The organism is Paraburkholderia sp. RL17-381-BIF-C, assembly GCF_046026435.1.
GTDB lineage: Bacteria > Pseudomonadota > Gammaproteobacteria > Burkholderiales > Burkholderiaceae > Paraburkholderia.
Genome location: NZ_JARESX010000075.1, coordinates 1 through 25447 on the forward strand (window position 1 = coordinate 1; position 25447 = coordinate 25447).

Consider the following 25447-nt stretch of genomic DNA (forward strand, 5'->3'; position numbering starts at 1 on the left):
CAGGCGCTAGTGTTGCCGCTACTCATCCACCTGCAAAACCTGCACGGGATGCGCGGCCTTCATATCGTCGATAAACGCTTCGACAATATCCGTGCGATGCTGCCGCGCGCGCGTGACCATATGAAACGCCACGCGGTAGCGCATCTGCGCCGGATTCAGCGCTGCGAGCAGCCCTTGTTTGACGAACGGCGCTGCGAAATGCCCCGGCAGATAGCCGAGGTGATGCCCGGAGAGCACCAGCATCGCGACCGCTTCCATGTTGTCGGCGACGGCGGTGACATTCTGCGGCGTGGTCGAGCTTTCGGCTTCGGGCAGCGGATAACTGCGCCACGCCCACTCGTGCTGTGCAGCCTCGGCGGGCGGCACCTCGCCCGCTTGCGCGAACAGCGGATGCCCTTTCGCGCAATAAGCGAACTGATCTTCCGCGAACACCTCGGTATATTCGAGCGACGGTACGCGGTGCCAGAAATAGCCGATGCCAATCTGAATCCGCCCATTGAGCAGCAGTTCTTCGAGTTCACCCGGCGAGCGCACCAGAATCGAAAACCGCACCGACTGATCGCGCGCCCGGAACCGTCCGATCGCGTCGCTGATGCGCGCGCTCGCCGACACCGGCGTGTGGCCGATCATGCCGATGTCGAGCGTGCCGACCAGCTTGCGGCCCACGTTGCGCGCCTGCATGCCGAAGGTGTCCACGGCCGACAGCAGCGCGCGGGCGGCCTCGATGAACTGCTCGCCGCGCGCGGTCAGGCTGAAGCCGCCGCGGCCGCGCTCGCACAGCCGGTAGCCGAGGCGCGTTTCCAGTGTGGCAAGCTGCGTGCTGATGGTCGACTGGCCGACGTTGAGGGTCGCCTGGGCCGGCGACACGCCGCCTGCGTCGACAATGGCAAGAAATACGCGGATCAGCCGCAGGTCGAGATCGGTGAGTTGGGAGAACATGGGTCGTCAGGATACATCGCCGGGAATCAATGTGAAGTTTATTCTGTTGCTATTTTAACTTCTGGGAAACTGCTCAAGAATCGAGATTCGCCCGGCAAGGTGCGGTTCAGATGCTTCTCCTCGGCCGGTCTGCAAGATTTTGCTTGCTGCCCTTTTTCATTGCCGAGACACGATGAATACCTCTTCCTTCATTAATCCCGAAGCCGGTGAACGGCCGCAGCCGCTGTCCGGCAACGCGATGCCCCGCTGCGGCGGCATTGCGACGATGATGCGGCTGCCGAACGTCGGCTCGGCCGAAGGGTTCGACGCCTGCTTCGTCGGCGTGCCGTTCGATCTCGGCACCTCGAACCGCACCGGCGCGCGCTTCGGGCCGCGCCAGATTCGCAGCGAGTCCGTGCTGCTGCGCCCTTACAACATGGCGACGCGCGCCGCGCCGTTCGATTCGCTGCGCGTGGCCGATCTCGGCGACGTCGCGATTAATCCATACAACCTGCACGATTCGATCGCGCGCATCGAAACCGCGTACGACGAAATTCTTCAGCACGATTGCAAGCCGATCACGCTGGGCGGCGATCACACCATCGCGCTGCCGATCCTGCGCGCGATTCGTCGCAAGCACGGCAAGGTCGGCCTGATTCACGTGGATGCGCACGCCGACGTCAACGACACCATGATGGGCGAGAAGATCGCGCACGGCACGCCGTTCCGCCGCGCGGTGGAAGAGGGCTTGCTCGATTGCGATCGGGTCGTGCAGATCGGTTTGCGCGGCACGGGATACGCGGCGGAAGACTTCGACTGGTGCCGCGATCAGGGCTTCGAAGTCGTGCAGGCCGAAGCCTGCTGGAACCAGTCGCTCGTGCCGCTGATGGCGCGTGTGCGCGAGCGCATGGGCGACGGCCCGGTATACATCACGTTCGACATCGACGGGATCGATCCGGCTTTTGCGCCGGGCACGGGCACGCCGGAAATCGCCGGTCTGACGGTGCCGCAGGCGCTTGAAATCATTCGCGGCTCGCGTGGGCTGAATATCGTCGGCTGCGATCTGGTCGAGGTCGCGCCGCCGTACGATCCGTTCGGCACGACCGCGCTGCTCGGCGCGAATCTCGCGTTCGAATTACTGTGCGTGTTGCCGGGAGTCGAGTATCGGGCTTCCACGCGTTGAAGTAATCTCGCAACGTCTCGCAATGAAAAAAGGCCTGCAAATGCAGGCCTTTTTGCGTTTCTGAACGACTGCCGCGACTGCCGCGACCACCGTGCCTCAAGACTCACGCATACGCCGTCTTGCGCGCCGACACGAACGCCAGATAGCACACCGCGCCGATCACCAGCGCCGGCAAGGTTGCGCCGAGATTCGGCAGCCACTGGTTGATCGCCTGATACGCGGCGATGCCGATGGCCCACGCGAGAAACGCGCTCAGATGCCAGCCGCCCGAGAAGCCGTAACGGCCACGCACGTCGGCGAGCGCGGTCACTTCGATGCGGCGCTTGCGCAAGATGAAGTGATCCACCAGCACCACGCCGAACAGCGGCGCGAACACCGAGCCGATCAGCAGCAGGAAGTTCTGATACTTCGCCATCGGCACGGCCAGGGCGATCAGCGTGCACAGCGCGCCGAACGCCGCCGACAAAATGGGCACGCTGCCGCGCGTCCAGAACGTGCCCGTCGACACCGCGGCGGAATGAATGTCGGCGAACGCGTTGTCGACTTCGTCGATCAGGATCAGCAGCAGCGCGAGACCGCCGCCGGCTTGCGCCAGGGCGCCCGTCAGCAATGCGTCGCCGCCGCCCGCCGCGAGGCCGTAGATCGCGCCGAGCGCGTAAAACCAGATGTTGGCGATGCCGTAGCCGAGCAGCGTCCCGCGGAACGTTTCACCGGGACGCCGGCCGAAGCGCGTGTAGTCGGCGATCAGCGGCAGCCACGACAACGGCATGGCCACCACCAGATCGATGGCGCCGCCGAACGACATCTCGCCCGTGCCGGGGCGGCGCATCAGCGCGGCCAGATCGTGTGTGGCGAGCAGATTCCACGTGAGCCACGCCGCGCCCGCGAGCAGCAGCCAGATGCCCCACGTACGCAGAAAGCGCCGCACGAACGAGAGCGGACCGCTGATCGCCAGCAGCGTCGCGAGCAAGCCGAAGATCACGGTCCAGATGAGCGGCATGGAGAGGCCGAACGCCTGCTTGGCGAGGGCGTCGGCGGAATCGCGCATGACGATCACTTCGAACGAGCCCCAGCCGACCAGTTGCACCGCGTTCAGCACGGCGGGCACCGACGCGCCGCGCACGCCGAGCGTCGGGCGCAGCGACGACATCGCCGCGAGCCCCGTATCCGTGCCGATCACGCCGGCCAGCGCCAGTAGCACCACGCCGATCACGCTGCCGATCACGATCGCCAGCAACGCGTGCGGCAACGACAGCCCTGGCACCAGCAGCGCACCCGCTTGCGCGACCAGCAGGCCGATGCCGAGCGAAAACCAGAGCGCGAACGCGTCGCCGGTGCGGAACGCGCGGCGCGCATCGGGCACCGGCGTGAGCGGCGCGTAGGTGGAACCGGCGTCGCCGGCGATTGGATCTTGTGCCATCTGGTCTTGTCCCTGTTGGTGTTGCTTGCCGACTTGCCTGCGAAGTTGCGTCGGCGGTTGCGTTTGCTGTTATGTCCGCGGTGGGGCTTCGATTGCGTGCCGGGTTGCGCTGTCCTCTGGCTCGGTCCGCTCGCGTCGTCCTCTTGTGTCGTCCGTCCGCGCTATCCATTTCCGGATTTTTGCACGGCCTGCGCCACCCGAGTCGTCCCGGCGCGTCGCGCGGCCTCTTCGTCCGGGCGCCGTCACTGTCATAATGCAGGACGTTGCCCGCACTTTCGCGTGCTGGCGTGGCTCACCGGCAGTACGCCGCCTTCACACGGACCGCGTCCGGAAAAGCCGAGATTATCCCCAAAACGTCATGTTTGAAGAAACCCGTGCCAATGTTCCGCTCGCCGAACGCCTGCGGCCCCGCAATATCGACGAAGTGATCGGCCAGAAGCACCTGCTCGGCCCGAACAAGCCGCTGCGCGTCGCATTCGAATCAGGCGAAGCCCATTCGATGATCCTCTGGGGCCCGCCCGGCGTCGGTAAAACCACGCTCGCCCGGCTCATGGCCGATGCCTTTCACGCCGAATTCATCGCGCTGTCCGCGGTGCTCTCGGGCGTGAAGGATATCCGCGAGGCGGTCGAGACCGCGCAGATTCATCGCGCGAACGGGCATCAGACGCTCGTGTTCGTCGACGAAGTGCATCGCTTCAACAAGAGCCAGCAAGACGCGTTCTTGCCGCACGTCGAGTCGGGGCTGTTCGTGTTCGTCGGCGCGACGACCGAGAATCCGTCGTTCGAAGTGAATAGCGCTTTGCTCTCGCGTGCTGCCGTTTACGTGCTGAAAAGCCTGACAGACGAAGAGCAGCGCGAGTTGCTCGAGCGCGCGCAAAAGGAACTCGGCGGCCTCACGTTCACCGACGAAGCCCGCGACGCGCTGATCGGTTCTGCCGACGGCGACGGCCGCAAGCTGCTGAACAACCTCGAAATCGTCGCCCGGGCGGCTTCGCAGCAGAAAACCACCGAGATCGACGGCGCCTTGCTCGGCAGCGCGCTCGCCGAAAATCTGCGCCGCTTCGACAAAGGCGGCGACGCATTCTACGACCAGATCAGCGCGCTGCATAAATCCGTGCGCGGCAGCAGCCCGGACGGCGCGCTGTACTGGTTCTGCCGCATGCTCGACGGCGGCGCGGACCCGCGTTATCTGGCGCGCCGCATCGTGCGCATGGCGTGGGAGGATATCGGTCTCGCCGATCCGCGCGCCGCGCGCATCGCGCTCGACGCCGCCGAGACCTACGAACGCCTCGGCACGCCCGAAGGCGAACTGGCCTTGGCGCAGGCCATCATCTATCTGGCGGTCGCGCCGAAGTCGAATGCCGGGTACAACGCGTATAACGAGGCGCGCCGCTTCGTCGGCAAGGACCAGTCGCGCGGCGTGCCGGTGCATCTGCGCAACGCACCGACCAAGCTGATGAAGGAACTCGGCTACGGTCACGAGTACCGCTACGCGCATGATGAACCCGATGCGTACGCGGCCGGCGAGACCTATCTGCCGGAGAACATGCGCGATCCGCATTGGTACGAGCCGACGCCGCGCGGTCTGGAGGGCAAGATCGGCGACAAGATGGCGCGTCTGGCCGAACTCGACGCGCAGTGGCGCAGCGAAAACAAGCCGAAGAAAGGTTGAGGGTTGGCGGCGGCATTCACACGCTGACCATCTAACGCACCGGCCGCGCGCGCCGGTGCGCTAAAATCCCTCCTTCATACAACGAACACCCGCCCCATCCCATGCTCGACATCCAGCTGCTGCGCAAAGACCTCGACGGCGTCGCCAAGCGCCTCGCCGACCGCGGCTATACCCTCGACGTGGCGGCCTTCACCGCGCTCGAAGCGGAACGCCGCGACACCCAGACCCGTACCGAAGAAATGCAGGCGCGCCGCAACAGCCTGTCCAAGCAGATCGGCGCGATGAAAGGCAAGGGCGAGGACACCTCGGCGCTGATGGCCGAAGTGGGCGGCATCGGCGACGAGATGAAGGCGTCGGCGGCCAGGCTCGACGATATCCAGAAGCGTCTGTCGGACCTGCTGCTCGGCGTGCCGAACCTGCCGCACGAAAGCGTGCCGATGGGCAAGGACGAAACCGAAAACGTGGAAGTGCGCCGCTGGGGCACGCCGCGCCAGTTCGAATTCGAGGTGAAGGATCACGTCGATGTCGGCACGCCGCTCGGGCTCGACTTCGAGACCGGCGCGAAGCTCTCGGGCGCGCGCTTCACCCTGCTGCGCGGCCAGATTGCGCGGCTGCATCGTGCGTTGGCGCAGTTCATGATCGACACGCACACGCAGCATCACGGCTATACGGAGGTCTACACGCCGTATATCGTGAATCCGGAAATTCTGTACGGCACCGGCCAACTGCCCAAATTCGCCGACGATATGTTTCGCGTCGAGAAGGGCGGTGAGGAGAACACGGTCACGCAATATCTGATTTCCACGTCGGAAATTTCGCTGACGAACACGGTGCGCGACAGCATTCTCGAAGCGGACGCTCTGCCGATCAAGCTGACCGCGCATTCGCCGTGCTTCCGCTCGGAAGCGGGCTCGTACGGCCGCGACACGCGTGGTCTGATCCGCCAGCATCAGTTCGACAAGGTCGAGATGGTGCAGATCGTCGCGCCGGAAGCGTCGTACGACGCGCTGGAACAGATGGTCGGCCACGCCGAGACGATTTTGCAGAAGCTGGAACTGCCGTACCGCGTCATCACGTTGTGCACGGGCGACATGGGCTTTTCGGCCGCCAAGACGTACGACCTGGAAGTGTGGGTGCCGGCGCAGAACACGTATCGCGAAATTTCGAGCTGCTCGAACACGGAGTCGTTCCAGGCTCGCCGCATGCAGGCGCGTTATCGCAATGCGCAGGGCAAGCCGGAGCTGGTGCATACGCTGAACGGCTCGGGTCTAGCCGTGGGCCGTACGCTCGTGGCGGTGCTGGAAAACTTCCAGAACGCCGATGGTTCGGTCACCGTGCCGGCGGCGTTGCGTCCGTACCTCGGCGGTGTGGAACGGCTGGAATTGCCGGCTGCCTGATTCGAGCGCGGCTGGCCACCAAGCCTCTTTGAAAAATTTTTGACGAGGGGCTTGGAAAAGCAATTCAGCTGTTCTATAATCTTTCTCTCCCAAGCAACGACCCGCTTGGATCTGATGAAGCAGCGACCTCGGTAACGTGGCTACTGCAAGTTGGAAGACCCGGAAAGGTGGCAGAGTGGTCGAATGCGCTGGACTCGAAATCCAGTGTACCTTTAGGGGTACCGTGAGTTCGAATCTCACCCTTTCCGCCAAATTTAAAAACCCCGCAGAATGAAAATTCTGCGGGGTTTTTGCTTTGCTGCTCACGAATCGACTAACAAAATAGTTTCGTGCATCTAGGGGGCCAACGTCGGTTTTGGTCCCCTGCTTGTCATTGTGTCGTGCGCTCCCCACTGGCTGGATCGCACCACTTTTCCGTCCAGCGCTCATTAGCAGCACGTGTGATCAAGTTGCAAATTCGCGAGGCTCGCCCCGGACGGGAGTACGTACGCCGTCATCAACGACGACAAGGGCTCGTGGTTCCACCTGTTCTGGCCCAGGATTGATGCAAATGCGTCAGCCGCGAAAGGCGTCGAGGTGGACCTCAATTCGGGACGCGGTGTCATGGACTTCACGATACTCAGACGGAACGCCGCATAAAGCGGCACAGAGGAGGGCAACGCGTGCTGAACCAACGCGCCTGTTAGAGAATTGCCGTGGACCGCGATGGTCCGCTCAATCGGCGCCACGCGGTAGCGGTCGAAACGGAGGCACGCCGATGCGCACTCTGCCCGCATCGTCATCGAGAGAATTGCAGCTCAGCTCAACTCCGCTAAAGCATGGGCGGTTCTGACGCCCAGCCATCAAGTCACGCCGCCGAATAAAGCCGCTCGCATTCGCGCGTCACGACGCCGTAGCATTCGCAAACCTGCTGTTCCAGCGCGGCGCGGTCGATCACTTCAATGTGCCCGCGGTTATAGCGGATCGCGCCAGTCGCTTCCAACTGCTTCGCGATCTCGGTCACATTCCCTCGACGCACACCCAGCATGTTCGCGATCAATTCCTGCGTCATTTGCAATTCGCTGCTGTCGAGGCGGTCCAGACTCAGCAGGAGCCACCGGCAAAACTGCTGTGCAATCGAATGATGGCGATTGCAAACGGCAGTCTGAGCCATCTGCGTAATCAGCGCTTGCGCGTAACGCAGGAACAGTCGCCGGATATAGCCGCCGCGCGCGAACTCCTCTTTGGCGAACTGCGCGCTGAGACAGTACGCGTCCCCCGCGTTCTGGACGACCGCCCGATTCGAAACGGTGTCTGAGCCCATGAAAACCGCCACGCCGAGCAGCCCGTCGTTGCCGACTACCGCAATTTCGGCCGACTCGCCGTTCTCCATGACGTGCAGCATGGAGATGATCGCCGTGGTGGGCAGATAGACCTGAGTCAGGCGCTCGCCAGGTTCATACACCACTTTCCCAAGCGGCAGGGAAACGGGAGTGAGGTGCTGCATGATTCGCTCCCGCTCCACGTGGGGCAGGTGCGCGAGCAACTGGTTGGCCTCGCGTGGCGGCGGGACGTCGCTCGAAGGAGCGGCCGCGCGATCCCTTGCCTGCATGCCGCGCGACACACGCTCAGTCAGGACGAGATGCTGCTTCGCCAGTTCGTCGCGGTTCTGTTCGGGCAACAGGCTGAGCACCGCCGAGCGCAACTGGTCATGTCCTAGCGCATCGAGAATTTTGAGCTTCGTGAGCGTGCCCAGATCGCTCTTGCCCGTGCGCCATGCCGAAATCTGCGCGCGCGTCAGCCCGAGGCTTTCGGCCAGTTGAGCATCGCTGCCGAACTCGCCCAGCCGTTTCACGTCGTCGTACAGCGCGTGCCAATCGAATGTCATTGGATGCGGGCAGAAAGGATTGTCAAATACATTTGACGCAGGTAAGGTGGTATGAAATACTGCCTTACGATAGAAACGACTAAATAATCACGTAAAAGTGACAATAAGGGTTATAGCACAGGGTCACGCGCGCCATGTATGCAGCGTGTCGGCGGACCTGTCCAGCTTGCCTTCAGGGTTAACCGGAGCTTTCGCTTGAGCGAGTTCACATCGTATGTGCGGCTGCCGCATGCGCCGGCAGCCGACGTTTCCCTCACCATTGCCTCCGAAGCAATCGACAGCGCTCAGTTCGCCGCGCGTCAGGTCGAGTTCATACGCCACGTGTTCGGGTATATCGCTTATCTGCGCGAGCAGGCAAGAGAAACGCCGGTGTCCGACGCTTTCTTGCCGGCATTTGTCACGCTGCTCGAAGTGCTCCAGCTCAACGCGCCAGTCGAAGCAGATCAATGCGCGGCGCAGCTTATCCGGATCTTGAAGGTCACGTTTCCCGATCTCGATTTCGAAGCGGCACAGATTCTGGAACCGTCCATTGCGAACGGCAAACGGCCTGACGCATAACCCATCCTGGCGTTCGCGTTCCGTCATTCGGCCATAGCGGCGCGCGCATTAGCCAATCCCGTTTTCTCCCCTAACGGTGATGTGAGTCGCACATGGTCTCTCAAGATCAGGACGATAAACCTGGCGAAGTGAAAGCAGAGCGGCGCGGTACGCTTGCGTTTGCCAATACGACTTTCGACGATGTGCTGATCTGGGTAGGCACGGCCGCCGCGATCCTTCTCATGATGGCGTTCGTGGTTGGCGGTTGGTGTCTGGACAGAGCGATATGACGTGACGTCGCCAGGGCGTAAAGCATTTCTTGTCGAGTTTTAGATGCCGCATATTCCTTTATCAGACGAAGATTGGGCCAAGATCGAGCACCTGTTTCCCCATGTCGCGAAAACAGGTGTCGGGCGCCCACGGCGCGATCCGCGCGGAATTCTCAACGCGATATTCTGGGTCACGCAGACAGGCGCCAAATGGCATCACCTGCCTGCGCACTATCCGCCTGCCCAGAGCTGTTACATCAAGTGGCTCGAATGGAGACGAGCCGGCTTGATGTCGAAAGTCATGGAAACCTTGAACGAGACCGTCTCCTGACGCTGTGGCAGGCTCCCACGGGCGCCGGCCGCGGCCATGCCCGGCAACTTCGCTTGTCCGCAATTTGCCCCGCCTTTGCATCCAATTCCGCCCTCGCTGCGTAAATCCCCTCAAGGACGCGCAAGCCCCGCCACACCCCACTAACCGACCGCGCGCCCCCAACAGGAGACGCGCCCATGACCCATTCCGCACCGACCTCACCACTACCGCGCGGCTCGCGGGTCGCGGTCATCGGCGCCGGTATTTCGGGTTTGGCCAGCGCCTATCTTCTCGCGCGCAACCATCGTGTCTCGCTGTTCGAATCGGCCGGCTACCTGGGCGGCCACACCAACACAGTGGACGTCTCGCTCGAAGGCCACACGCATCCCGTCGACACCGGCTTTCTGGTGTTCAACGACCGCACCTATCCGAACCTGATCGCGCTGTTCGATGAACTGGGTGTGCGCTCGCACCCGAGCGAGATGACCTTCTCCGTCTCGCTCGACGAAGGGCGCCTCGAATGGGCCGGCACCAGTTTGAACACGGTGTTCGCGCAGCGCCGCAATCTGTTTTCGCCGACCTTTATCGGCATGCTGCGCGACATCATGCGCTTTAACGGCAGCGCGCAACGCAACCTCGAACTGGCGACGCAAACGCGCGCGTCGATGGGCGAATTGCTGACGCAAGGCGGTTACGGCGGCGCGTTCCAGCGTCAATATCTGCTGCCGATGGCCGCCGCGATCTGGTCGAGCGCCACCGCCGATATCCTTGCGTTCCCGGCCACGACGTTCTTGCGCTTTTGTCTGAACCACGCGTTGCTGCAGGTGAACCGCCGGCCGCAGTGGAAGACCGTGGTTGGCGGCGGCCGGGAATACGTGCGGCGCATCGCCGGCACGCTCGACGATGTCCGCGTCGGTACGGCAGTGCGTGGCGTGCGGCGCGATGCCGACGGCGTGGACGTCTTCACCGACAGCGGCACCGAGCGCTTCGACGCACTGGTGCTCGCCACGCATGCGCCGACCACGCTGCGCCTGCTGGAAGACGCCGATCACGACGAGCGCGGCGTGCTCGCCGCCGTGCGCTATCAGCCGAACGTCGCGGTGCTGCACACGGACACGAATCTGCTGCCGCGTCGTGAGCGCGTGTGGTCGGCGTGGAATTACCTGGGCAGCCGCGGCGTCGACGGCACGCATCCGGTGTGCGTGAGCTATCTGGTCAATCAGTTACAGCCGCTGCCGTTCAGGACGCCGCTCGTCGTCACGCTCAACCCGGTGGCGCAGCCGGCGCCGGGCACCGAACTGCGCCGCTTCATCTACGATCATCCGCTGTTCGATCTGGCTGCCATCGACGCGCAGCACCGTCTGCCTTCACTGCAAGGCAAACGCCGCACCTGGTTCGCGGGCGCGTGGACGGGCTATGGTTTTCACGAGGACGGTCTGAAATCGGCGCTGCGCGTGGCCGCGGATTTCGATGCATCGCCGGCATGGGCCAAGCTATGAAACCGCCGGGCGATCACGACAGCGACGCCGCTCCAGCAGCCTGGCTTTTGACCGGCAAGGTGATGCACGAGCGTCTGCGGCCGAAGCATCATCGCTTCATCTACCCGGTGTTTTACGTGCGCTGCGATCTGGATCGGCTGAACTCGCTCGAGAGCGGCTGGTTCGGCATCGACCGTTGGCGGCCGCTCAGTCTCTATCAGCGTGATCACGGTCCGCGCGACGGCAGCGACCTCGCCACATGGATGCGCGCGCAACTATCGGCTGCCGGCATAGCAGAAGCAAACGGCCGGATCTGGCTGCAAGCTTTCCCGCGCGTGTTCGGCTATGCGTTCAATCCGGTCAGCTTCTGGTTTTGTCACGATCGCGACGGCCGGCTGCGCGCGCTGCTCGCCGAAGTGCGCAATACATTCGGCGAGCGCCACAGCTATCTGTTGAGCGCGGAAGGCAACGCGCCGATCACCGCCGACACGCGGCTCGTGTGCAGGAAAGTGCTGCACGTGTCGCCGTTTTGCCGCGTGGAAGGCGGCTACACCTTCCGCGTCAAGGAAGCACGCAACAGCGCGTCGGTCTCGATCGACTATCGCGACGCGGACGGTTTGCTGATCCGCACCGCACTGGGCGGCCGCCTGACGCCACTAACACGCGCGAGCGCGCTCGCCGCGCTGCTGCGCCAGCCTCTGCTGACGCTTGGCGTGGTCGCGAAAATTCACTGGCAGGCCTTGCGCCTCGCACTCAAAAAAGCGCCGTTCTACGGCAAGCACCCCGCGCCGGGCCGTACCGCCGACGCGCCCACCGATCATGCCGCAGCCGGCCAACCCACCGCCGCTGCGCGCCCCGTTTCATCCGATTGAGGAGATTTCGTCATGGCGCTTTCAAGAACCCTGAGCGGGCACCAAACCGCCCCCGCGTCAGGCCGTCTTTTTCTCTCCTTGCTCGAAAGGATCCAGGTGGGGCATCTGGTCCTGATCACCCCCGACGGGCAACAACGAGTGTTCGGCGATCCGCATGCGGCGCCCGGCGCGCGCCTGGAGATGCATGACTGGCGCGCGTGCGGCGCGATTCTGCGCAAAGGCGATATCGGTTTCGCCGACGCATGGCGCGCTTTCTGGGTCGATACGCCCGACCTGGCCGCGCTGCTGCGCGTCGCGATCCGTAACGAGCGAGCGCTGCAACGCACGGTGTATGGCGGCTGGCTCGCGCAACTCTGGTACGGGCTGCGCCACAAGCTGAGGCCAAATACGCGCTCGGGCAGCCGGCGCAATATTCACGCGCACTACGATATCGGCAACGCGTTTTACGCGCAGTGGCTCGACCCGACCTTCACCTATTCGAGCGCGGTGTTCGACGACAATTTCCATCAATCGCTCGAAGACGCGCAGCATGCGAAATACCAGCGGATCATCGATACGCTCGGTTTGCGCGAAGGCATGCGCATTCTGGAAATCGGCTGCGGGTGGGGCGGCTTTGCGATGCACGCGGCACGCCTCGGCATTCATGTGCATGGCGTGACGATCTCGCCGGCGCAACTCGAGTTCGGCCAGAAGCGCGTGAGCGAAGCCGGCTTGAGCGAGCATGTGCAACTCGAACTGCGCGACTACCGCACCTTGACCGGGCAGTACGACGGCATCGTTTCGATCGAAATGTTCGAGGCGGTCGGCGAAAAATTCTGGCCGGCGTACTTCCGCATTCTGCGCGAACGTCTGCGGCCGGGTGCTCGCGCGCTGGTGCAAACCATCACGATCGACGACTCGCACTTTGCCGCTTATCGCGCGACGAGCGACTTTATCCGCGAATTCATTTTCCCGGGCGGCATGCTGCCGAGTCCGCAGCGTTTTGCTCAGGCGGCGCGGCGTGGCAAGCTCGCCACTTGCACGTCGCTCGCATTCGGGCGCGATTACGCGGAAACGCTGCGCCGCTGGCGCGCCGCGTTCGAAGCGCAACTCGACACGATCCGCACGCAAGGTTTCGACGAGATTTTCGTGCGGACGTGGCGGCTGTATCTGGCGTATTGCGAAGCCGGCTTCGACGAGGGCCGCACGGACGTCATGCAGTTCGTCCTCTCGAAGGCGGACTGACGTGCGCTCGCTCGCGGCACTCGTGCTGGTGTTGTGGGCAAGCGCGGCCTGCGCCGACTGGCGCGCCGACGTAGAGGCCGCGAAACTCGTCGGCGAGGGCGATTTCAGCGTGCTCGGCTTTCGGCTCTATCGCGCGCAAATGTGGAGCGAACGCGTGCCGGTCGATTACGACGCGCGCTTTGCGCTGCATATCGTCTACGCGCGCGGCATCACACGCGAGCGCCTCGCGGATACCGGGATCAGCGAGATCAAGCGTCTGGCGGGCGCACCGATTCCGGCCGATACGTTGGAGCGCTGGCGCGCGAACATGCTGCGGGCCTTCGTGGACGTCGGTCCCGGCGACCAGTTGAGCGCGGTGTTTCTGCCGGACAAGGGCGTGCGTTTTTATGCCGGCGAGCGCATGACCGACGAAGTCGACGATCTCGCGTTCGCGCGTGCTTTCTTCAGTATCTGGCTCGATCCGTCGACGCGTGCGCCCACTTTGCGCAAGCAATTGCTCGGCACGGCGCAGTAGCTTCGCGCTGCATTAGGTCACGGCTCACCGCACGGGCTACGCTTATTCGTCGTGGCCTAAGTTGCTTTGCTTCTGGCAATCGGCTCCGCCAGCGGGTGTCGATGCGGCCGTCAGACCGTCACACGGCACCGCGGATGCTTTCGCGCGTTGCCGGCGTATCTGATAAACGTTGCTCTGCGCGATGGCAGAGGCGGGCAACGATTGCACGCCGCCGGCAGCGTCACGCGAACGCCGCGGCTGATTCATCGCCTGTGCGTCGATAAACGCACTGGTATCGTCGAGCACTGGCGCAAAGCTCCGCAAAGGTCCCGCCATCGCGCCCACCAGCAGCGCATGCCCGACCCGCGGGTAGTGTTTCACTTCCACGTCCGTGTCGCCCGAAGCACGCAGCTTCGACGCGAGCCGGTCGGTGTTGCCCGGATCGACGGTCGTATCGCGCTGGCCTGCGGCGAGGAACACTGGTGGCTCATCGCCTTCCACGAAATTGATCGGCTGACTCGCGGCGCGCAACGCGGGCGGGAAGATTTCTTCGAGCGTGGCGTCCTTCAGCGGCAGAAAATCATAGGGCCCGGCAAGGCCGATCACACCGCTGATGTCGCGCTTGCTCATTTGCTGCGCGGCGAGATAGCGGCCGTCGGTAGCGAGCAGCATGGCGATATGCGCGCCCGCCGAGTGGCCCATCAGAAAGATCCGCGACGGATCGCCGCCGAACTCTGCTGCGTGATCGCGCGCCCAGCGCACGGCGGTGGCGGCATCGTCGACAAAGCCGGGGAACGCCGTGTCGGGCCACGTCCGATAATCCGGCACCACGGCGACGAAGCCGCGCGAGGCCAGCGCCGCGCCGACGAACAGATAGCTGCTGCGCGAGCCGTTCTGCCAACTGCCGCCGTAGAAAAACACCACCACCGGGCGGCCGTGCGAACCGGCCGGCACCACGCCGGCGGCGGGCATATACACGTCGAGCCTCTGGCGCGGCGCGTTGCCGTAAACAAGGCCGTTCTCGGCCTGAAAACTCTTGTGCGATACGGCGGCGTTGAGCACGCCTGCCGCGCTGCAGCCGCCAAGAGCAGCGAGCGCCAGCGCGGCGGTCAAGGTCAGCAGGCGTCGTGGCATGAGAGTAGGGTCCGTCCGAAAAGATTCGTTCGAACAATGTACGCAACAACCCCGCAACCGGATGCAGTCCTGCCAGGGTCCTACGGGCTCATCCGGCGTGAAACAGCGGCCACGGCGAAATGCCGGCCACCTGCAGCAGCAGAATGAGATTGAGTGCCAGCACGACGATCGTGCCGAGCACGGCCGCCACGGTCGTCGCCCGGCGATTCCGGTAGCGGCCCATCAGATCGCCGCGCGAGGTGAACCACACCAGCGCGATCATCGGCACCGGCAGGGCAATGCTGAGCACCACCTGGCTGAGCACCAGCGCGCGCGTTGCGTCGACGCCGCAGGCCACCACCACGAAGGCCGGCACCATCGTAATCAGTCGGCGCGTCCACACGGGGATATGAAAGCCGACGAAGCCCTGCATGATCATTTGCCCGGCCATCGTGCCGACCACCGAACTCGACACGCCCGAGGCGATCAACGCCGCCAAAAAGAGCCCCGCAGCGGCGCCGCCCAGCAGCGGCGTGAGCGTGCGCCACGCGGTTTCGATGCTGGCGATCTCCGGGTGCCCGGCATGAAACGCGCTCGACGCCATGATCACCATCGCCATGTTGATCAACCCGGCCACACCGAGCGCGGCCACCACTTCGATATTCGAGAATCGCAGCAGCTTGGCACGCTCCCCTTCGTTGCGCGGCTTCACGCGATTCTGCGTGAGCCCCGAATGCAGAAACAGCACATGCGGCATGACCGTCGCGCCGATAATGCCGACCGATATCGTCAGCGCGTTGCTATCGGGCATGCTCGGCGTGAACGTGTGCGCGACCACTGACGGCCAATGCACCGGCGCGATCAGCAACTCGGCCAGATACGACAGTCCGATCACACCGATTAGCGCCGCGATCGCCAGTTCGAGCGGCCGGAAGCCGCGCTTTTCGAATTGCAGCAAGCCATAGGTGACGGCTGCGGTGATCAGCATGCTCGGCATCATGGGTAGATGCGTCAGCAACGAAACGCCGATCGCGCCGCCGACGAACTCGGCAAGATCGGTGGCCATCGCCGCGATTTCGCTGATGCCCCACATCGTGAGCACATAGCGGCGTGGCAGCGCCGCGCGGCATAACTCGGCGAGATTGCGCCCGGTCACGAGGCCGAGCTTGGCGGAGAGCGACTGGAACAGCATTGCGACGACGTTCGCCACCGCCACCACCCATAACAGCGTGTAGCCGTAACCCGCGCCCGCCTGAATGTTGGTGGCGAAGTTACCCGGGTCCATGTACGCGATCGACGCCACCACCGCAGGCCCGACGAACGGCAGCGCCGCACGCAGACCGCGGCGTCTTCCCGCCAGCGTTTCGCGAATGTCGAAACAGGCCTGCTCGGTGAGGGTCTGCGCCACGGCACCCTGACTGATCGCTTCGTTCATGACTGCTCCTGTACGTCGTCAAGCGTTCAAGGCAATGCAAATGAAGGCCGGCCAACGGGTGAGCGCGATCGTTATCGCGGCAACCCGTTGCCGATGCAACCGGCCCGTCAGGCTACGCGTTTCAGGCGCTCATGTTCAGCGAACCGTTCACGCCATTCGGGAAGAAGCCGCCTTTGGTCGCCGCCGAACTCGTCAGATAGACGATGTTGAGGACGTTGCTGTAATTGCGGCTGAATGCGAGCCCGTTGGTGTCGAGCGGCACGATGTTGGACGTGCCGGCGGTTGTTCCCGTGATGCCCTGATCGTCGTGGCCGTTGTGGTCGAGGCTGTCGCGTGCGGCAGAAATTGCGTTGGCGGCGGTGACGAGACTTGTCATGTCGATCCCTTTCGAATACAGCACGGTACGCACCAGGCCGGCGTGATAGGCCTCGGCCGCGAGAATGCCGGCCGCCGCCTCGAGGAACGTCTTGTTGGTGATGAGCGGCGAGGCGCCTTTATAAGCCGTCACGCCGACGTCTTCGAAAATGAACGCGCCGAGCAGGAAGTTGTTGTCGCTTGCATACGGATTGAACGCCGTGCCCGCGGGTACGAGTCCGGCAGCGCGCGCCGCGTTTGAGAATGCGCCGTTCGGATCGGTGCCGCCGATGTCGATCGAGGGCATGGCAACCGCCGCCGAACCCAACGCACTGCGCAGGAAGGTGACGTGCTCGCGCTCGTCGTTGGCAATCTCGTTGGCGTACGCTTTGACAACCGGATCCTGGAACGGCACCTGCTGCCCCGCGATCACCGTGCCCATCGTGCCTACGCCGGTGGTCATGCTGGCGGCGAGTCCGGCGCCCGTCGTCGCATACGTATAGAACTGCGATTCGAGGTACTCCAGGTTCAGCGCGAAGTTCAGGATCTCCGCATCGGTCGGTGCGCTCTGGGCCGACACGCTCGATCCCGAACCGCCGCCGCACGCGCTGATCAGCGTGCCGCCGACGAGTCCCAGACTCAAGCCTCCGGCGTTGCGAAAGAACTGTCTACGTTGCAGGCGGCGCTCGACGCGTCGATCGAATGCATCAATAAGGGATGCTGATTTATTGCTGGACTCCGACATGGCGATGCTCCTCAAATGGTTCGCTGTCAGTGCCGCGGTCTTGTGCCGAATACGCGTGGACAAAGGCCATCCACGCGATGCAACGACGCAAATCGCGGACGCAAAGAGGCCCCCGTTCTTCTGAGAAGAACTAAACGATGCAGGGAGAAGAGCGAGTCCTCAAACGCCTTTACGGAACGAATCTGCCGCTAGATGCAAACCTCGCAAAAGATTTCTGTGTGCGTTCGCAGCATGATGTGCGCTGAGGGTGGCAAGCGGTAGCGGCGGCGTGTCTTGCCGTGTGACGGACATTCTTCAGCGCGGCGAGTTTCGCGCGGCTCACACAAGCCCTGCCGCGATCCTCTGTACAATTGGCCGATCGATTGAACATCGACCTCCCATTCGACCCATATCGACCGAATTCATGGCCATTACCTACAAGACTCCCGACGACATCGCCAAGCTGCGCATTTCCGGCCGCCTCGCGGCCGACGTACTGGCAATGATCGGCGAGCACGTCAAGGCCGGTGTCTCCACTGACGAACTGGACGCACTGTGCAACGACTACATTGTCAATACGCAAAAGTCGATTCCGGCAAATGTCGGCTATTTGGGATTTCCCAAGACCGTTTGCACCTCGGTGAACTCGGTGGTGTGCCACGGCATTCCGAATCGCGGCGAGATCCTGAAAGACGGCGACATCATCAATATCGACGTCGCAATCATCAAGGACGGCTACTTCGGCGACACGAGCCGCATGTATTGCGTGGGCCAGCCGAGCACGGTGGCGCGCCAGTTGATCGACACGACCTATGAAGCGATGCTCGCCGGCATCCGCGAAGTGAAGCCGGGCGCGACGCTCGGCGACGTGGGCCATGCGATTCAGAAGATCGCGCAGCGCGACGGCTTCTCGATCGTGCGCGACTACTGCGGGCACGGTATCGGCAAGGTCTACCACGAAGATCCGCAGGTGCTGCATTACGGCCAGCCGGGGCAGGGCGTGCGTTTGAAGCCCGGCATGGTCTTCACGATCGAGCCGATGATCAACGCCGGCCGCGCCGGCACGGCCGTGCAGCGCGACGGCTGGACCGTGGTCACCAAAGACCGTTCGCTGTCGGCGCAATGGGAACACATGATCGCCGTGACCGAAGAGGGCTACGAACTGCTGACGCCGTGGCCGGACGGCACCGGCAGCTACGAAGCGCCGTGAGCGTGTGAAGGTCGTGCCACCTCTGGCCGCGAGGCCGAGGCGGGCGCGCGAAATGCTGCGGAGTTTGTCCAGGGCGCCGTGCGTGCTCCCCACAATCCGGTAAAGAATGATTTGACTCTCGCGCCGGTTCGGTTAAAGCTACGCCTTAGGGTTTCAAGGGGTTTTCGTCTGCATGAGTCCGTCATTGACCGTTCGCCGTATCGCCGCTGATCAGGGCGCCGTTTTCCGCGAACTCCGTACCGCGTCGCTGCGAGAGGCACCGTATGCCTTCGGCGCCACGCTCGAGGACGCGTTGTCGGCCGACGCCGCCAGCTTCGACACCACCGCCGCGGATCATGCGGTTTCCTTTGCCGTCACCACTTTCATTCTTTACACCGAGGGCCATCCGGCCGGACTGATCGAAGCGCATTTCGACGACACCGCGGCGCGCCGCGCGTTCGTCTGCGAGTTGTGGGTGGCGCCGGCCGTGCGTCACCTGCGTGGCGGCGAGTTGCTGGTCGATTCGGCCGCCGCGTGGCTCGCTAATGAAGGCGCTACCGAAATCTACGCGTGGGTCGCCGACGCCAATCGCAATGCCATGCGCTTCTACGAGGCGCTCGGCTTCGGTCCGACCGGCGAGCACCGGCGTGTGGCGCGTGCGCCGGATCAGGCTGAGAGTCTGCTGGTGCGCCACGTGCCGACCACCTCGCAGGTGTTTCAGCAGTGATCCCGCGAGCGGCGCGTCAGCCTGCCGCTCGATTCCCATTCGTGTCTTCTGAGCGAGCGTCGCCGGGTCATCGGGGTGAAGCGCGGTCTGCGTGGTCGCCGTGTTGACCCTTTCACGGGTCACCTCGTTGCCCACCTCGGTGACCTGTTCACGGGCCACGTCGTTGTCCACCTCGTTGGCCACCCCAGCGGCTACCTCGTTGCCTGCTGCAAAGCCGTGGCGGCTCTACCGGATGGGCTGCCCATGGCCGCATCCTCATCGCGTCGGTCCGCTCTCCCGGCAAAAAAGCTGGCCGCGCGCGTCGACGCCTGTAAAATACGCAAAAATTTTTGCCGAACGCTATGTCGCCCAAGAAATCGCCCTTTTTCGAACTTCGCAGCGGCTCTGTCGACACGCTCCTGTTCGTGGTCAAGACAACCGACCTCGACGCCATGCGTGCCGAATTGACCCGGCGCTTCGAGGCGACCCCGGAGTTTTTCGCTAACGACGTCGTTGCGATCGACGTGCGGCGCCTCGCCGAGAACGAACGCGTGCCGCTCGCCGACATCGCGCAACTGCTCGACAGCGTGCGCATGCGGCCGGTCGGCGTGGTCGCCAACGCGCAGCAGGCCTGGGCAGCGGAATCCGCGTTGCCGCTGCTCGAAGCACGCGACCGCCGCGGCGCCGCCGCTAAATCCGCTGACGAAGACAACGCCGCCGCTGCGGCGCCGGCTGTTACCGCCGCAACGGCCACGCCGCCGTCGGACCTGTTCGAAGCCGCCGCGCTCACGCCGGAAAGCGGCACGCCGGCCACGGCCGCCGCCGTCGATCCGGCTCCGGCCGCTGAGCCGGTGCGTCTGGCCACTTCGTCGCAAACCATGGTGGTGGACAAGCCGCTGCGCTCCGGTCAACGCATTTACGCCAAGGGCGACCTGGTCGTGCTCGGTCTTGTGAGCTACGGCGCGGAAGTGATCGCGGAAGGCAACATCCATATTTACGCGCCGTTGCGCGGCCGGGCACTGGCCGGCGTGCAGGGCAATCACGACGCGCGCATTTTCTGCACGTGTCTCGAACCGGAACTCATCTCGATCGCGGGCATCTATCGAACGACTGAGAACCCACTGCCGGCCGATGTGCTCGGCAAGCCGGTGCAGATCTGGCTCGAAGAAGAGAAATTGATGATCGAACCGCTGCGGCTCACTTAATCGACGTGAAGCGCGCTGCATCGATCCATTGCGGCACGCAGCGTTTCACGGCAAATATGGCCGCACATAATTGATGAATTTGACGAACACAAGGTAAGGGTAATGGCAAAAATCATTGTGGTGACTTCGGGCAAGGGTGGCGTGGGCAAGACGACCACGAGCGCGAGTTTTGCATCAGCCCTCGCTCTGCGTGGCAGCAAAACCGCCGTGATCGACTTCGACGTCGGCCTGCGTAACCTCGACCTCATCATGGGTTGTGAACGCCGCGTGGTGTATGACCTGATCAACGTGATCCAGGGTGAAGCGAACCTGAACCAGGCGCTCATCAAGGACAAGAAGTGCGAGAACCTCTTTATCCTGCCGGCCTCGCAGACGCGTGACAAGGACGCGCTGACCATGGAAGGCGTCGAGAAGGTCATCAACGACCTGATCGCGATGGACTTCGAATTCATTGTTTGCGATTCGCCGGCCGGTATCGAATCGGGCGCGCTGCTCGCCATGCATTTCGCCGACGAAGCGTTGATCGTGACGAATCCGGAAGTGTCGTCGGTGCGCGACTCGGACCGCATTCTCGGCATTCTGTCGTCGAAGACCAAGCGCGCGATCGAAGGCAAGGAGCCGATCAAGGAACACCTGCTGATCACCCGCTATAACCCGAAGCGCGTCAGCGAAGGCGAAATGCTGTCGCTCACCGACATCCAGGAAATTCTGCGCATCGACCTGATCGGCGTGATTCCGGAATCGGAAGCGGTGCTGCACGCATCGAACCAGGGCTTGCCGGCGGTGCACCTGGACGGCACCGACGTGGCCGAAGCCTATAAAGACGTCGTGTCGCGTTTCCTCGGCGAGCAGAAATCGCTTCGCTTTACCGACTACCAGAAGCCCGGGCTGCTGCAGCGCCTCTTCGGCACCAAGTAAGGGGAGCGCACGTAATGTCGATTCTTTCGTTTTTGCTGGGCGAGAAGAAGAAGTCCGCGTCGGTAGCGAAGGAACGCCTGCAGTTGATCATCGCGCATGAGCGCGCCGGCGGCCATGCGCCTGCCGATTACCTGCCTGCGTTGCAACGCGAACTGGTGGCCGTAATCTCGAAGTACGTGAAGATTTCCAATGACGATATTCGCGTGAGCCTCGAACGCCAGGACGATCTCGAAGTGCTCGAGGTCAAGATCGAAATACCGCAGGCCTGATTGTTCAAGGCCTGTCTCTTCCCGCAGCCGGTTTCATGTGACGCGCTGCGCGCTTCGTTGCGTTGCGTCTGGATGACGTAACGCGCGGTGGCGCGCGAGCGCGCCGGCTCGCGCCGCTACGCTGTTCCTCTTCGTTGTTCCGGCTGCCTCGGTCATTGGATTCGCATACAAGTGCGTTGGCTGCTTTGGCGCGCGCGTTTGCCGTGCGTCGAAATAATCCGTTGCACTTCAGCGTGTGGCGTTACACGCCCACAGTCAGCCGTTGCGTCCCCTCGCGCATTAAACCGGTAACGCCGCTTTCGGTGTTCACCTACAGAGGGACAACATGAACAAGACCTTTCGTTTGCTGCTCGCCAACACCGTGTTGATCGCTGCCGGCGCGGCCTCCGTGGCCTCGGCATCGGCCGCGGAAGTCGTCGTGATCGCGCCGTCCGCGCCGCCGCCGGTGCGCTACGAAGCGGCGCCGGCGCCGCGCGTCGGCTATGTGTGGGATCGCGGCCATTGGCGCTGGGACCATGGCCGCTATGTGTGGATTGGCGGCCACTGGCAAGCCGAGCGCGTCGGCTATCACTGGGTGCCGGGCCACTGGGTCGCGCACGGTCCTAACTACCACTGGGTCGAAGGCCACTGGGCATAACGCCACGGGCTTGAACCATGCGCGTCGCGGCACGCCAGATGCCGCGCGCCACTCCTTCCATCTCGACGACGCAGGCGCCGTGTACGCACTCGGCGTAGCGGCAGCCCGCGCGCTTCAGGAAACCCTTGTGATGAAAAAGAATCTGCTTCTGATAGCCGTTCTGGCGGTCATGCTGGCCGGCTGTGTCGTCGTGCCGGGCCGGCCGTTGTATGTGCACGCGCCCGGTGTTGTTGTCTACTGACGCGGTGCGGTGTTGCCCTTGCCTTCGGTGCGAGGGTCTTCGTCGACTTCCGCGTTGCTCGAGCCGGGCGCAAGGGCTTCGGGTGCTTCGCCTTCGGGTGCTACGACTTCGGGCGAATTGGCTTCGGGCGCTTCGCCTTCGGGTGCTTCGGCTCCGGATGCTTTGACTTCAGTCGCTTCCACTTCAGGCGTTCCGACTTCAGGCACTTCCGGCACCGATACGGGCGCCGGCTGCGGCAGCGGCGCCATATAACGCGCCGCCAGCGACTCATACAACGGCGGCGCGAACACCCGCGACACGCGGCTCGAAATCAGCGCAGTGGCCATCAGCGAGATCACCAGCGCATGGCCGTTGATCATCTCCATCACGATCACGAACGAGGTGATCGGCGATTGCGTGACGGCGGCCAGATAGCCGACCATGCCGAGCGCGATCAGCATGGGTAAATCCATCGAGCCGAACACCCCGTGCAGCAGATTGCCGAAGCCCGCGCCGATCGACAGCGACGGCGCGAAAATGCCGCCCGGAATGCCCGGCAGGTATGAGCTGACCATCGAGATCATCTTCATGAACGGATAGAACACCGACAACTGCGTGTGCCCGTCGAGCAAGCCGCGCGCTTCCGCGTAACCGCTGCCGAAAGTCGTGCCGCCCGACATCAGACCGACGACCGCGATGACCAACCCGCACAGCGCCGCGAACGTAACGGGACGTTCACTATGCAACTGACGCAGCGGCGCCGGAATCCAGCGCGCGGTGTTCAGCAGCAGCCAGCCGAACGCGCCTCCCGCGAGGCCGGTGACGACCGCCGTGAGCAGCACGGCAAGCGCCATCAGATCGGGGAAGTGCGCGCCGATCTGAATGGTGCCGAAATAGGTGTAATTGCCGTTCAGCCCGAGCGCGATCACGCCGGCGATGATGATCGCGGTAATCAGCACGCCACTCGTGCGGGCCTCGAAACTGCGTGTCAATTCCTCGATCGCGAAGACGATCCCGGCGAGCGGCGTATTGAACGCGGCGGACAAGCCCGCTGCCGCGCCAGCCAGCACCAGTTGACGTTCGATCAACGCATTCGAGCGCGGATAGAGCCGCCGCAGATTGAACATCAGCGCGGCTCCGACCTGCACGGTCGGACCTTCGCGGCCAATCGTGAAGCCGCCGAGAATCGCCAGAAACGACACGGCGATCTTGCCGAACAGAATCGGAAACGACAGCAGCCGCGCGCCGTATTCGCCGGGTTTCGAGTGAAGGATGGCGATGACCTGCGGAATGCCGCTGCCTTCGGCACCGCGGAAAAATTTGCGTGTGAGCCAGACGGCCAGCGCGCCGACAGCGGGGGTGACGATCAGGGGCGCCCACACATGCTCGTGTTGAAGGGAGCGGAATTCACCGTAACCCCAGTCGATCAACCTCGCGTACAGCACGGCGACGAGGCCGACCGCGATCGCGCCGAGCCAGAAGACGCCGTATTGGCGCCAGAGTCGTCGTGCGCGGCGAACGATGTTGGACGAGCGAAGCGGAAGTGGCACGGACATGAGCGAGTGCTGGCGCAAAGGGGCCAGTATAAGGCGCGCAAGGCCCATAAATCGGTGTGAAAGTATTTTGAAATGGTGTAAAAGGCTGCGTGTATGGTCCCTACGTAGCCACCCGTATTAATGACCGACGTGTCCGCTGCGCGGTTCGGTAAAGGTTGTCCCTTCCGTCGGCTAAAATGTCTTGATGTTCGAACAACTCACAGGTCTTCAATGAAGCGCGTCCTTATCGTCAAGGTCACTTCACTCGGCGATATCGTGCAGGCTCTGCCCGTCGTCGCCGATATCAAACGCGCGTTTCCCGGCGTTCAGGTGGATTGGGCCGCCGACGAAGCATTCGCCGAAGTGGTGCACTGGAGCGAGAACGTGGACCGCGTGCTGTGCGCGCCGTTGCGCCGCTTCAAGAAAGCGCGCCGTTGGGCCGATTTCAAATCGATCTGGGCGTCCATCGCCGAATTGCGCGCGTATCGCTACGATTTCATCATCGACATTCAGGGCGTGTACAAGAGCGCGATCATCGCGTTTCTGGCGCGCTCGTCGCGGCGCATCGGCTATCAGGCTCCGGACCTGGGCGAGCGCGGCGCCGCGTTCGCTTATACCGGGCGCTTTGGCCGGCGTCCGAAGTGCAACGCGTGGCATGGCATGCGGATCAACGCAGGTGAGGCGCTCGGCTATCAGATAGAAGGGCCGGCGGTGTTCAAGCTGCGTTTGCCGGAGGCTGGGAAGCTGCCGTTCGTATCGACCGGTGCGCCGGTCGCGGCGTTCTTTCACGCTACCTCAAAAGACGACAAGAAGTGGCCGGTGAGTCATTGGGTGGCAATCGGCCGCGAGTTGACGCAACGCGGTTTTCAACTGGTGTTGCCGTGGGGTTCGGAAGGCGAGCGGCTCGAAGCGGAGCAGATCGCGTCGCAATTGCCGGGCGCGACCGTGCTGCCCAAAATGAGCGTCACCGAAATCGCGCAGATGATCGACGCGTGCGCCCTCGTGATCGGCACCGACACGGGCTTTGTCCATCTTGCGCACGCGCTGCAGAAGCGCACGGTGATGATCTTCGTGGCGACGCCGCCCGCGCATTACGGCATCGAATCGCCGTTCCGCTCCATCTCGATTGGCGACGGCAAGTCAGTGCCGTCCATCAGCGACGCGCTCGAAGCGATCGACTACGTTCATACCGAGCCGCATGACGTGGCCGTGCAACACGGCTCGACCGCTGCCTGAGCGCAGCATGCGCGGTCTTTCTCACGCAATCGTTTGCTCGAAAAGAAAAGAGGCGTGACGTACAGTGCCCAAACCAATAAGCGCTGCCTCGTAACGCCTCCAAAAAACGCCCGCGTCGGGGAACAGCGGGCGGAGAGGAATCGTCGCAACAGGCGCCGCGCATTACACGCCTGTTAAATGTGTCGCTTTTCGTTGGGTGCCTACTTGCCTACGCAGATAATTCGCGCGTCGTGCGAAGGCGTTACCGCTGTGCATTCGTTTCGCCG

25 protein-coding genes and 1 tRNA gene are annotated in these 25447 nt (G+C 63.4%); 19 read left to right on the plus strand and 7 right to left on the minus strand.

The window, feature by feature from the left end; all coding sequences use genetic code 11:
• Positions 1-18 precede the first annotated feature (18 nt).
• Positions 19-939 carry a LysR family transcriptional regulator gene (locus P0D70_RS30360; protein WP_408187202.1) on the minus strand — a complete coding sequence of 307 codons (921 nt, stop codon included), beginning with the start codon at positions 937-939 and terminating at the stop codon, positions 19-21.
• 172 nt (positions 940-1111) lie between these two features.
• Here P0D70_RS30360 and speB point away from each other — a divergent pair, with 172 nt between their 5' ends.
• The gene (speB, locus tag P0D70_RS30365; protein WP_408187203.1) at positions 1112-2101 is read left to right on the plus strand and encodes an agmatinase; all 990 of its coding nucleotides are present in this window, start codon (positions 1112-1114) and stop codon (positions 2099-2101) included.
• Between the two features lie 103 nt (positions 2102-2204).
• Here speB and cytX read toward each other — a convergent pair whose 3' ends face one another.
• A complete protein-coding gene (gene cytX / locus P0D70_RS30370) occupies positions 2205-3521 on the minus strand; it encodes a putative hydroxymethylpyrimidine transporter CytX (protein ID WP_091796347.1) in 1317 nt (438 codons plus the stop codon).
• 358 nt (positions 3522-3879) lie between these two features.
• Here cytX and P0D70_RS30375 point away from each other — a divergent pair, with 358 nt between their 5' ends.
• From P0D70_RS30375 to P0D70_RS30385, 3 genes are all read left to right on the plus strand, one after another.
• Positions 3880-5193 carry a replication-associated recombination protein A gene (locus tag P0D70_RS30375; RefSeq protein ID WP_091796345.1) on the plus strand — a complete coding sequence of 438 codons (1314 nt, stop codon included), beginning with the start codon at positions 3880-3882 and terminating at the stop codon, positions 5191-5193.
• Positions 5194-5294: 101 nt separating this feature from the next.
• Entirely contained in the window at positions 5295-6590 is a 1296-nt protein-coding gene (gene serS / locus P0D70_RS30380; RefSeq protein WP_408187204.1) for a serine--tRNA ligase, read from the plus strand.
• Between the two features lie 161 nt (positions 6591-6751).
• Positions 6752-6841, plus strand: a tRNA-Ser gene (locus P0D70_RS30385).
• Positions 6842-7437: 596 nt separating this feature from the next.
• Here P0D70_RS30385 and P0D70_RS30390 read toward each other — a convergent pair.
• Positions 7438-8457: a helix-turn-helix domain-containing protein gene (locus P0D70_RS30390; protein WP_408187205.1), complete on the minus strand. Its 1020-nt coding sequence runs from the start codon at positions 8455-8457 to the stop codon at positions 7438-7440.
• 195 nt (positions 8458-8652) lie between these two features.
• On the opposite strand from P0D70_RS30390, the gene P0D70_RS30395 reads away from it, so the two are divergent.
• The 7 genes from P0D70_RS30395 (at position 8653) to P0D70_RS30425 (ending at position 13661) form a co-directional block, all read left to right on the plus strand.
• The gene (locus tag P0D70_RS30395; RefSeq protein ID WP_177205006.1) at positions 8653-9015 is read left to right on the plus strand and encodes a hypothetical protein; all 363 of its coding nucleotides are present in this window, start codon (positions 8653-8655) and stop codon (positions 9013-9015) included.
• A 92-nt stretch (positions 9016-9107) separates the two neighbouring features.
• A complete protein-coding gene (locus P0D70_RS30400; protein ID WP_177205005.1) occupies positions 9108-9284 on the plus strand; it encodes a hypothetical protein in 177 nt (58 codons plus the stop codon).
• Positions 9285-9327: 43 nt separating this feature from the next.
• A complete protein-coding gene (locus tag P0D70_RS30405) occupies positions 9328-9594 on the plus strand; it encodes a transposase (protein WP_408187206.1) in 267 nt (88 codons plus the stop codon).
• Between the two features lie 176 nt (positions 9595-9770).
• Complete coding sequence (locus P0D70_RS30410; RefSeq protein ID WP_408187207.1) at positions 9771-11072, plus strand: NAD(P)/FAD-dependent oxidoreductase; 1302 nt, start codon at positions 9771-9773, stop codon at positions 11070-11072.
• The gene (locus tag P0D70_RS30415; RefSeq protein ID WP_408187208.1) at positions 11057-11923 is read left to right on the plus strand and encodes a DUF1365 domain-containing protein; all 867 of its coding nucleotides are present in this window, start codon (positions 11057-11059) and stop codon (positions 11921-11923) included. The genes P0D70_RS30410 and P0D70_RS30415 overlap by 16 nt, the downstream gene beginning before the upstream one ends.
• Before the next feature lie 12 nt (positions 11924-11935).
• A complete protein-coding gene (locus P0D70_RS30420; protein WP_408187209.1) occupies positions 11936-13147 on the plus strand; it encodes a class I SAM-dependent methyltransferase in 1212 nt (403 codons plus the stop codon).
• A gap of 1 nt (position 13148) precedes the next feature.
• Positions 13149-13661, plus strand: coding sequence for a chalcone isomerase family protein (locus tag P0D70_RS30425; RefSeq protein WP_408187210.1), 513 nt, complete (start codon positions 13149-13151; stop codon positions 13659-13661).
• Between the two features lie 42 nt (positions 13662-13703).
• On the opposite strand, the gene P0D70_RS30430 is transcribed toward P0D70_RS30425, so the two are convergent.
• The 3 genes from P0D70_RS30430 to P0D70_RS30440 form a co-directional block, all read right to left on the minus strand.
• Positions 13704-14774 (minus strand): alpha/beta hydrolase, encoded by a 1071-nt coding sequence (locus tag P0D70_RS30430; protein ID WP_408187211.1) that lies wholly within the window; start codon positions 14772-14774, stop codon positions 13704-13706.
• A gap of 88 nt (positions 14775-14862) precedes the next feature.
• Positions 14863-16188: an Nramp family divalent metal transporter gene (locus tag P0D70_RS30435; protein WP_408187212.1), complete on the minus strand. Its 1326-nt coding sequence runs from the start codon at positions 16186-16188 to the stop codon at positions 14863-14865.
• A gap of 121 nt (positions 16189-16309) precedes the next feature.
• On the minus strand, positions 16310-17287 hold the full coding sequence (locus P0D70_RS30440) for a ferritin-like domain-containing protein (RefSeq protein WP_091796313.1): 978 nt from the start codon (positions 17285-17287) through the stop codon (positions 16310-16312).
• Positions 17288-17690: 403 nt separating this feature from the next.
• Here P0D70_RS30440 and map point away from each other — a divergent pair, with 403 nt between their 5' ends.
• The 7 genes from map to P0D70_RS30475 all read left to right on the plus strand — a co-directional run bounded on the left by map (position 17691) and on the right by P0D70_RS30475 (position 22431).
• Positions 17691-18476, plus strand: coding sequence for a type I methionyl aminopeptidase (map, locus tag P0D70_RS30445; protein ID WP_091796311.1), 786 nt, complete (start codon positions 17691-17693; stop codon positions 18474-18476).
• Between the two features lie 172 nt (positions 18477-18648).
• On the plus strand, positions 18649-19182 hold the full coding sequence (locus tag P0D70_RS30450) for a GNAT family N-acetyltransferase (protein ID WP_408187213.1): 534 nt from the start codon (positions 18649-18651) through the stop codon (positions 19180-19182).
• A 341-nt stretch (positions 19183-19523) separates the two neighbouring features.
• Positions 19524-20366, plus strand: coding sequence for a septum site-determining protein MinC (gene minC, locus P0D70_RS30455; protein ID WP_408187214.1), 843 nt, complete (start codon positions 19524-19526; stop codon positions 20364-20366).
• 102 nt (positions 20367-20468) lie between these two features.
• The gene (gene minD / locus P0D70_RS30460; protein WP_006048490.1) at positions 20469-21284 is read left to right on the plus strand and encodes a septum site-determining protein MinD; all 816 of its coding nucleotides are present in this window, start codon (positions 20469-20471) and stop codon (positions 21282-21284) included.
• Between the two features lie 14 nt (positions 21285-21298).
• On the plus strand, positions 21299-21553 hold the full coding sequence (gene minE, locus P0D70_RS30465; RefSeq protein WP_091796304.1) for a cell division topological specificity factor MinE: 255 nt from the start codon (positions 21299-21301) through the stop codon (positions 21551-21553).
• A 325-nt stretch (positions 21554-21878) separates the two neighbouring features.
• Positions 21879-22190 (plus strand): YXWGXW repeat-containing protein, encoded by a 312-nt coding sequence (locus tag P0D70_RS30470; RefSeq protein ID WP_091796302.1) that lies wholly within the window; start codon positions 21879-21881, stop codon positions 22188-22190.
• Positions 22191-22200: 10 nt separating this feature from the next.
• Positions 22201-22431 carry a hypothetical protein gene (locus tag P0D70_RS30475; protein WP_408187215.1) on the plus strand — a complete coding sequence of 77 codons (231 nt, stop codon included), beginning with the start codon at positions 22201-22203 and terminating at the stop codon, positions 22429-22431.
• On the opposite strand, the gene P0D70_RS30480 is transcribed toward P0D70_RS30475, so the two are convergent.
• Entirely contained in the window at positions 22425-23966 is a 1542-nt protein-coding gene (locus P0D70_RS30480) for a chloride channel protein (RefSeq protein ID WP_408187216.1), read from the minus strand. The two genes, P0D70_RS30475 and P0D70_RS30480, sit on opposite strands and share 7 nt — an antisense overlap.
• A 210-nt stretch (positions 23967-24176) precedes the next feature.
• Between P0D70_RS30480 and waaC the strand changes: the two genes are divergently transcribed.
• On the plus strand, positions 24177-25181 hold the full coding sequence (gene waaC / locus P0D70_RS30485) for a lipopolysaccharide heptosyltransferase I (protein ID WP_408187217.1): 1005 nt from the start codon (positions 24177-24179) through the stop codon (positions 25179-25181).
• Positions 25182-25447 lie beyond the last annotated feature (266 nt).

Coding starts and splice junctions, on each gene's coding strand:
- P0D70_RS30360 (WP_408187202.1), bottom strand. CDS start 939: ATGTTCTCCCAACTCACCGATCTCGACCTGCGGCTGATCCGCGTATTT.
- speB (WP_408187203.1), top strand. CDS start 1,112: ATGAATACCTCTTCCTTCATTAATCCCGAAGCCGGTGAACGGCCGCAG.
- cytX (WP_091796347.1), bottom strand. CDS start 3,521: ATGGCACAAGATCCAATCGCCGGCGACGCCGGTTCCACCTACGCGCCG.
- P0D70_RS30375 (WP_091796345.1), top strand. CDS start 3,880: ATGTTTGAAGAAACCCGTGCCAATGTTCCGCTCGCCGAACGCCTGCGG.
- serS (WP_408187204.1), top strand. CDS start 5,295: ATGCTCGACATCCAGCTGCTGCGCAAAGACCTCGACGGCGTCGCCAAG.
- P0D70_RS30390 (WP_408187205.1), bottom strand. CDS start 8,457: ATGACATTCGATTGGCACGCGCTGTACGACGACGTGAAACGGCTGGGC.
- P0D70_RS30400 (WP_177205005.1), top strand. CDS start 9,108: ATGGTCTCTCAAGATCAGGACGATAAACCTGGCGAAGTGAAAGCAGAG.
- P0D70_RS30405 (WP_408187206.1), top strand. CDS start 9,328: ATGCCGCATATTCCTTTATCAGACGAAGATTGGGCCAAGATCGAGCAC.
- P0D70_RS30410 (WP_408187207.1), top strand. CDS start 9,771: ATGACCCATTCCGCACCGACCTCACCACTACCGCGCGGCTCGCGGGTC.
- P0D70_RS30415 (WP_408187208.1), top strand. CDS start 11,057: ATGGGCCAAGCTATGAAACCGCCGGGCGATCACGACAGCGACGCCGCT.
- P0D70_RS30420 (WP_408187209.1), top strand. CDS start 11,936: ATGGCGCTTTCAAGAACCCTGAGCGGGCACCAAACCGCCCCCGCGTCA.
- P0D70_RS30430 (WP_408187211.1), bottom strand. CDS start 14,774: ATGCCACGACGCCTGCTGACCTTGACCGCCGCGCTGGCGCTCGCTGCT.
- P0D70_RS30435 (WP_408187212.1), bottom strand. CDS start 16,188: ATGAACGAAGCGATCAGTCAGGGTGCCGTGGCGCAGACCCTCACCGAG.
- P0D70_RS30440 (WP_091796313.1), bottom strand. CDS start 17,287: ATGTCGGAGTCCAGCAATAAATCAGCATCCCTTATTGATGCATTCGAT.
- map (WP_091796311.1), top strand. CDS start 17,691: ATGGCCATTACCTACAAGACTCCCGACGACATCGCCAAGCTGCGCATT.
- P0D70_RS30450 (WP_408187213.1), top strand. CDS start 18,649: ATGAGTCCGTCATTGACCGTTCGCCGTATCGCCGCTGATCAGGGCGCC.
- minC (WP_408187214.1), top strand. CDS start 19,524: ATGTCGCCCAAGAAATCGCCCTTTTTCGAACTTCGCAGCGGCTCTGTC.
- minD (WP_006048490.1), top strand. CDS start 20,469: ATGGCAAAAATCATTGTGGTGACTTCGGGCAAGGGTGGCGTGGGCAAG.
- minE (WP_091796304.1), top strand. CDS start 21,299: ATGTCGATTCTTTCGTTTTTGCTGGGCGAGAAGAAGAAGTCCGCGTCG.
- P0D70_RS30470 (WP_091796302.1), top strand. CDS start 21,879: ATGAACAAGACCTTTCGTTTGCTGCTCGCCAACACCGTGTTGATCGCT.
- P0D70_RS30480 (WP_408187216.1), bottom strand. CDS start 23,966: ATGTCCGTGCCACTTCCGCTTCGCTCGTCCAACATCGTTCGCCGCGCA.
- waaC (WP_408187217.1), top strand. CDS start 24,177: ATGAAGCGCGTCCTTATCGTCAAGGTCACTTCACTCGGCGATATCGTG.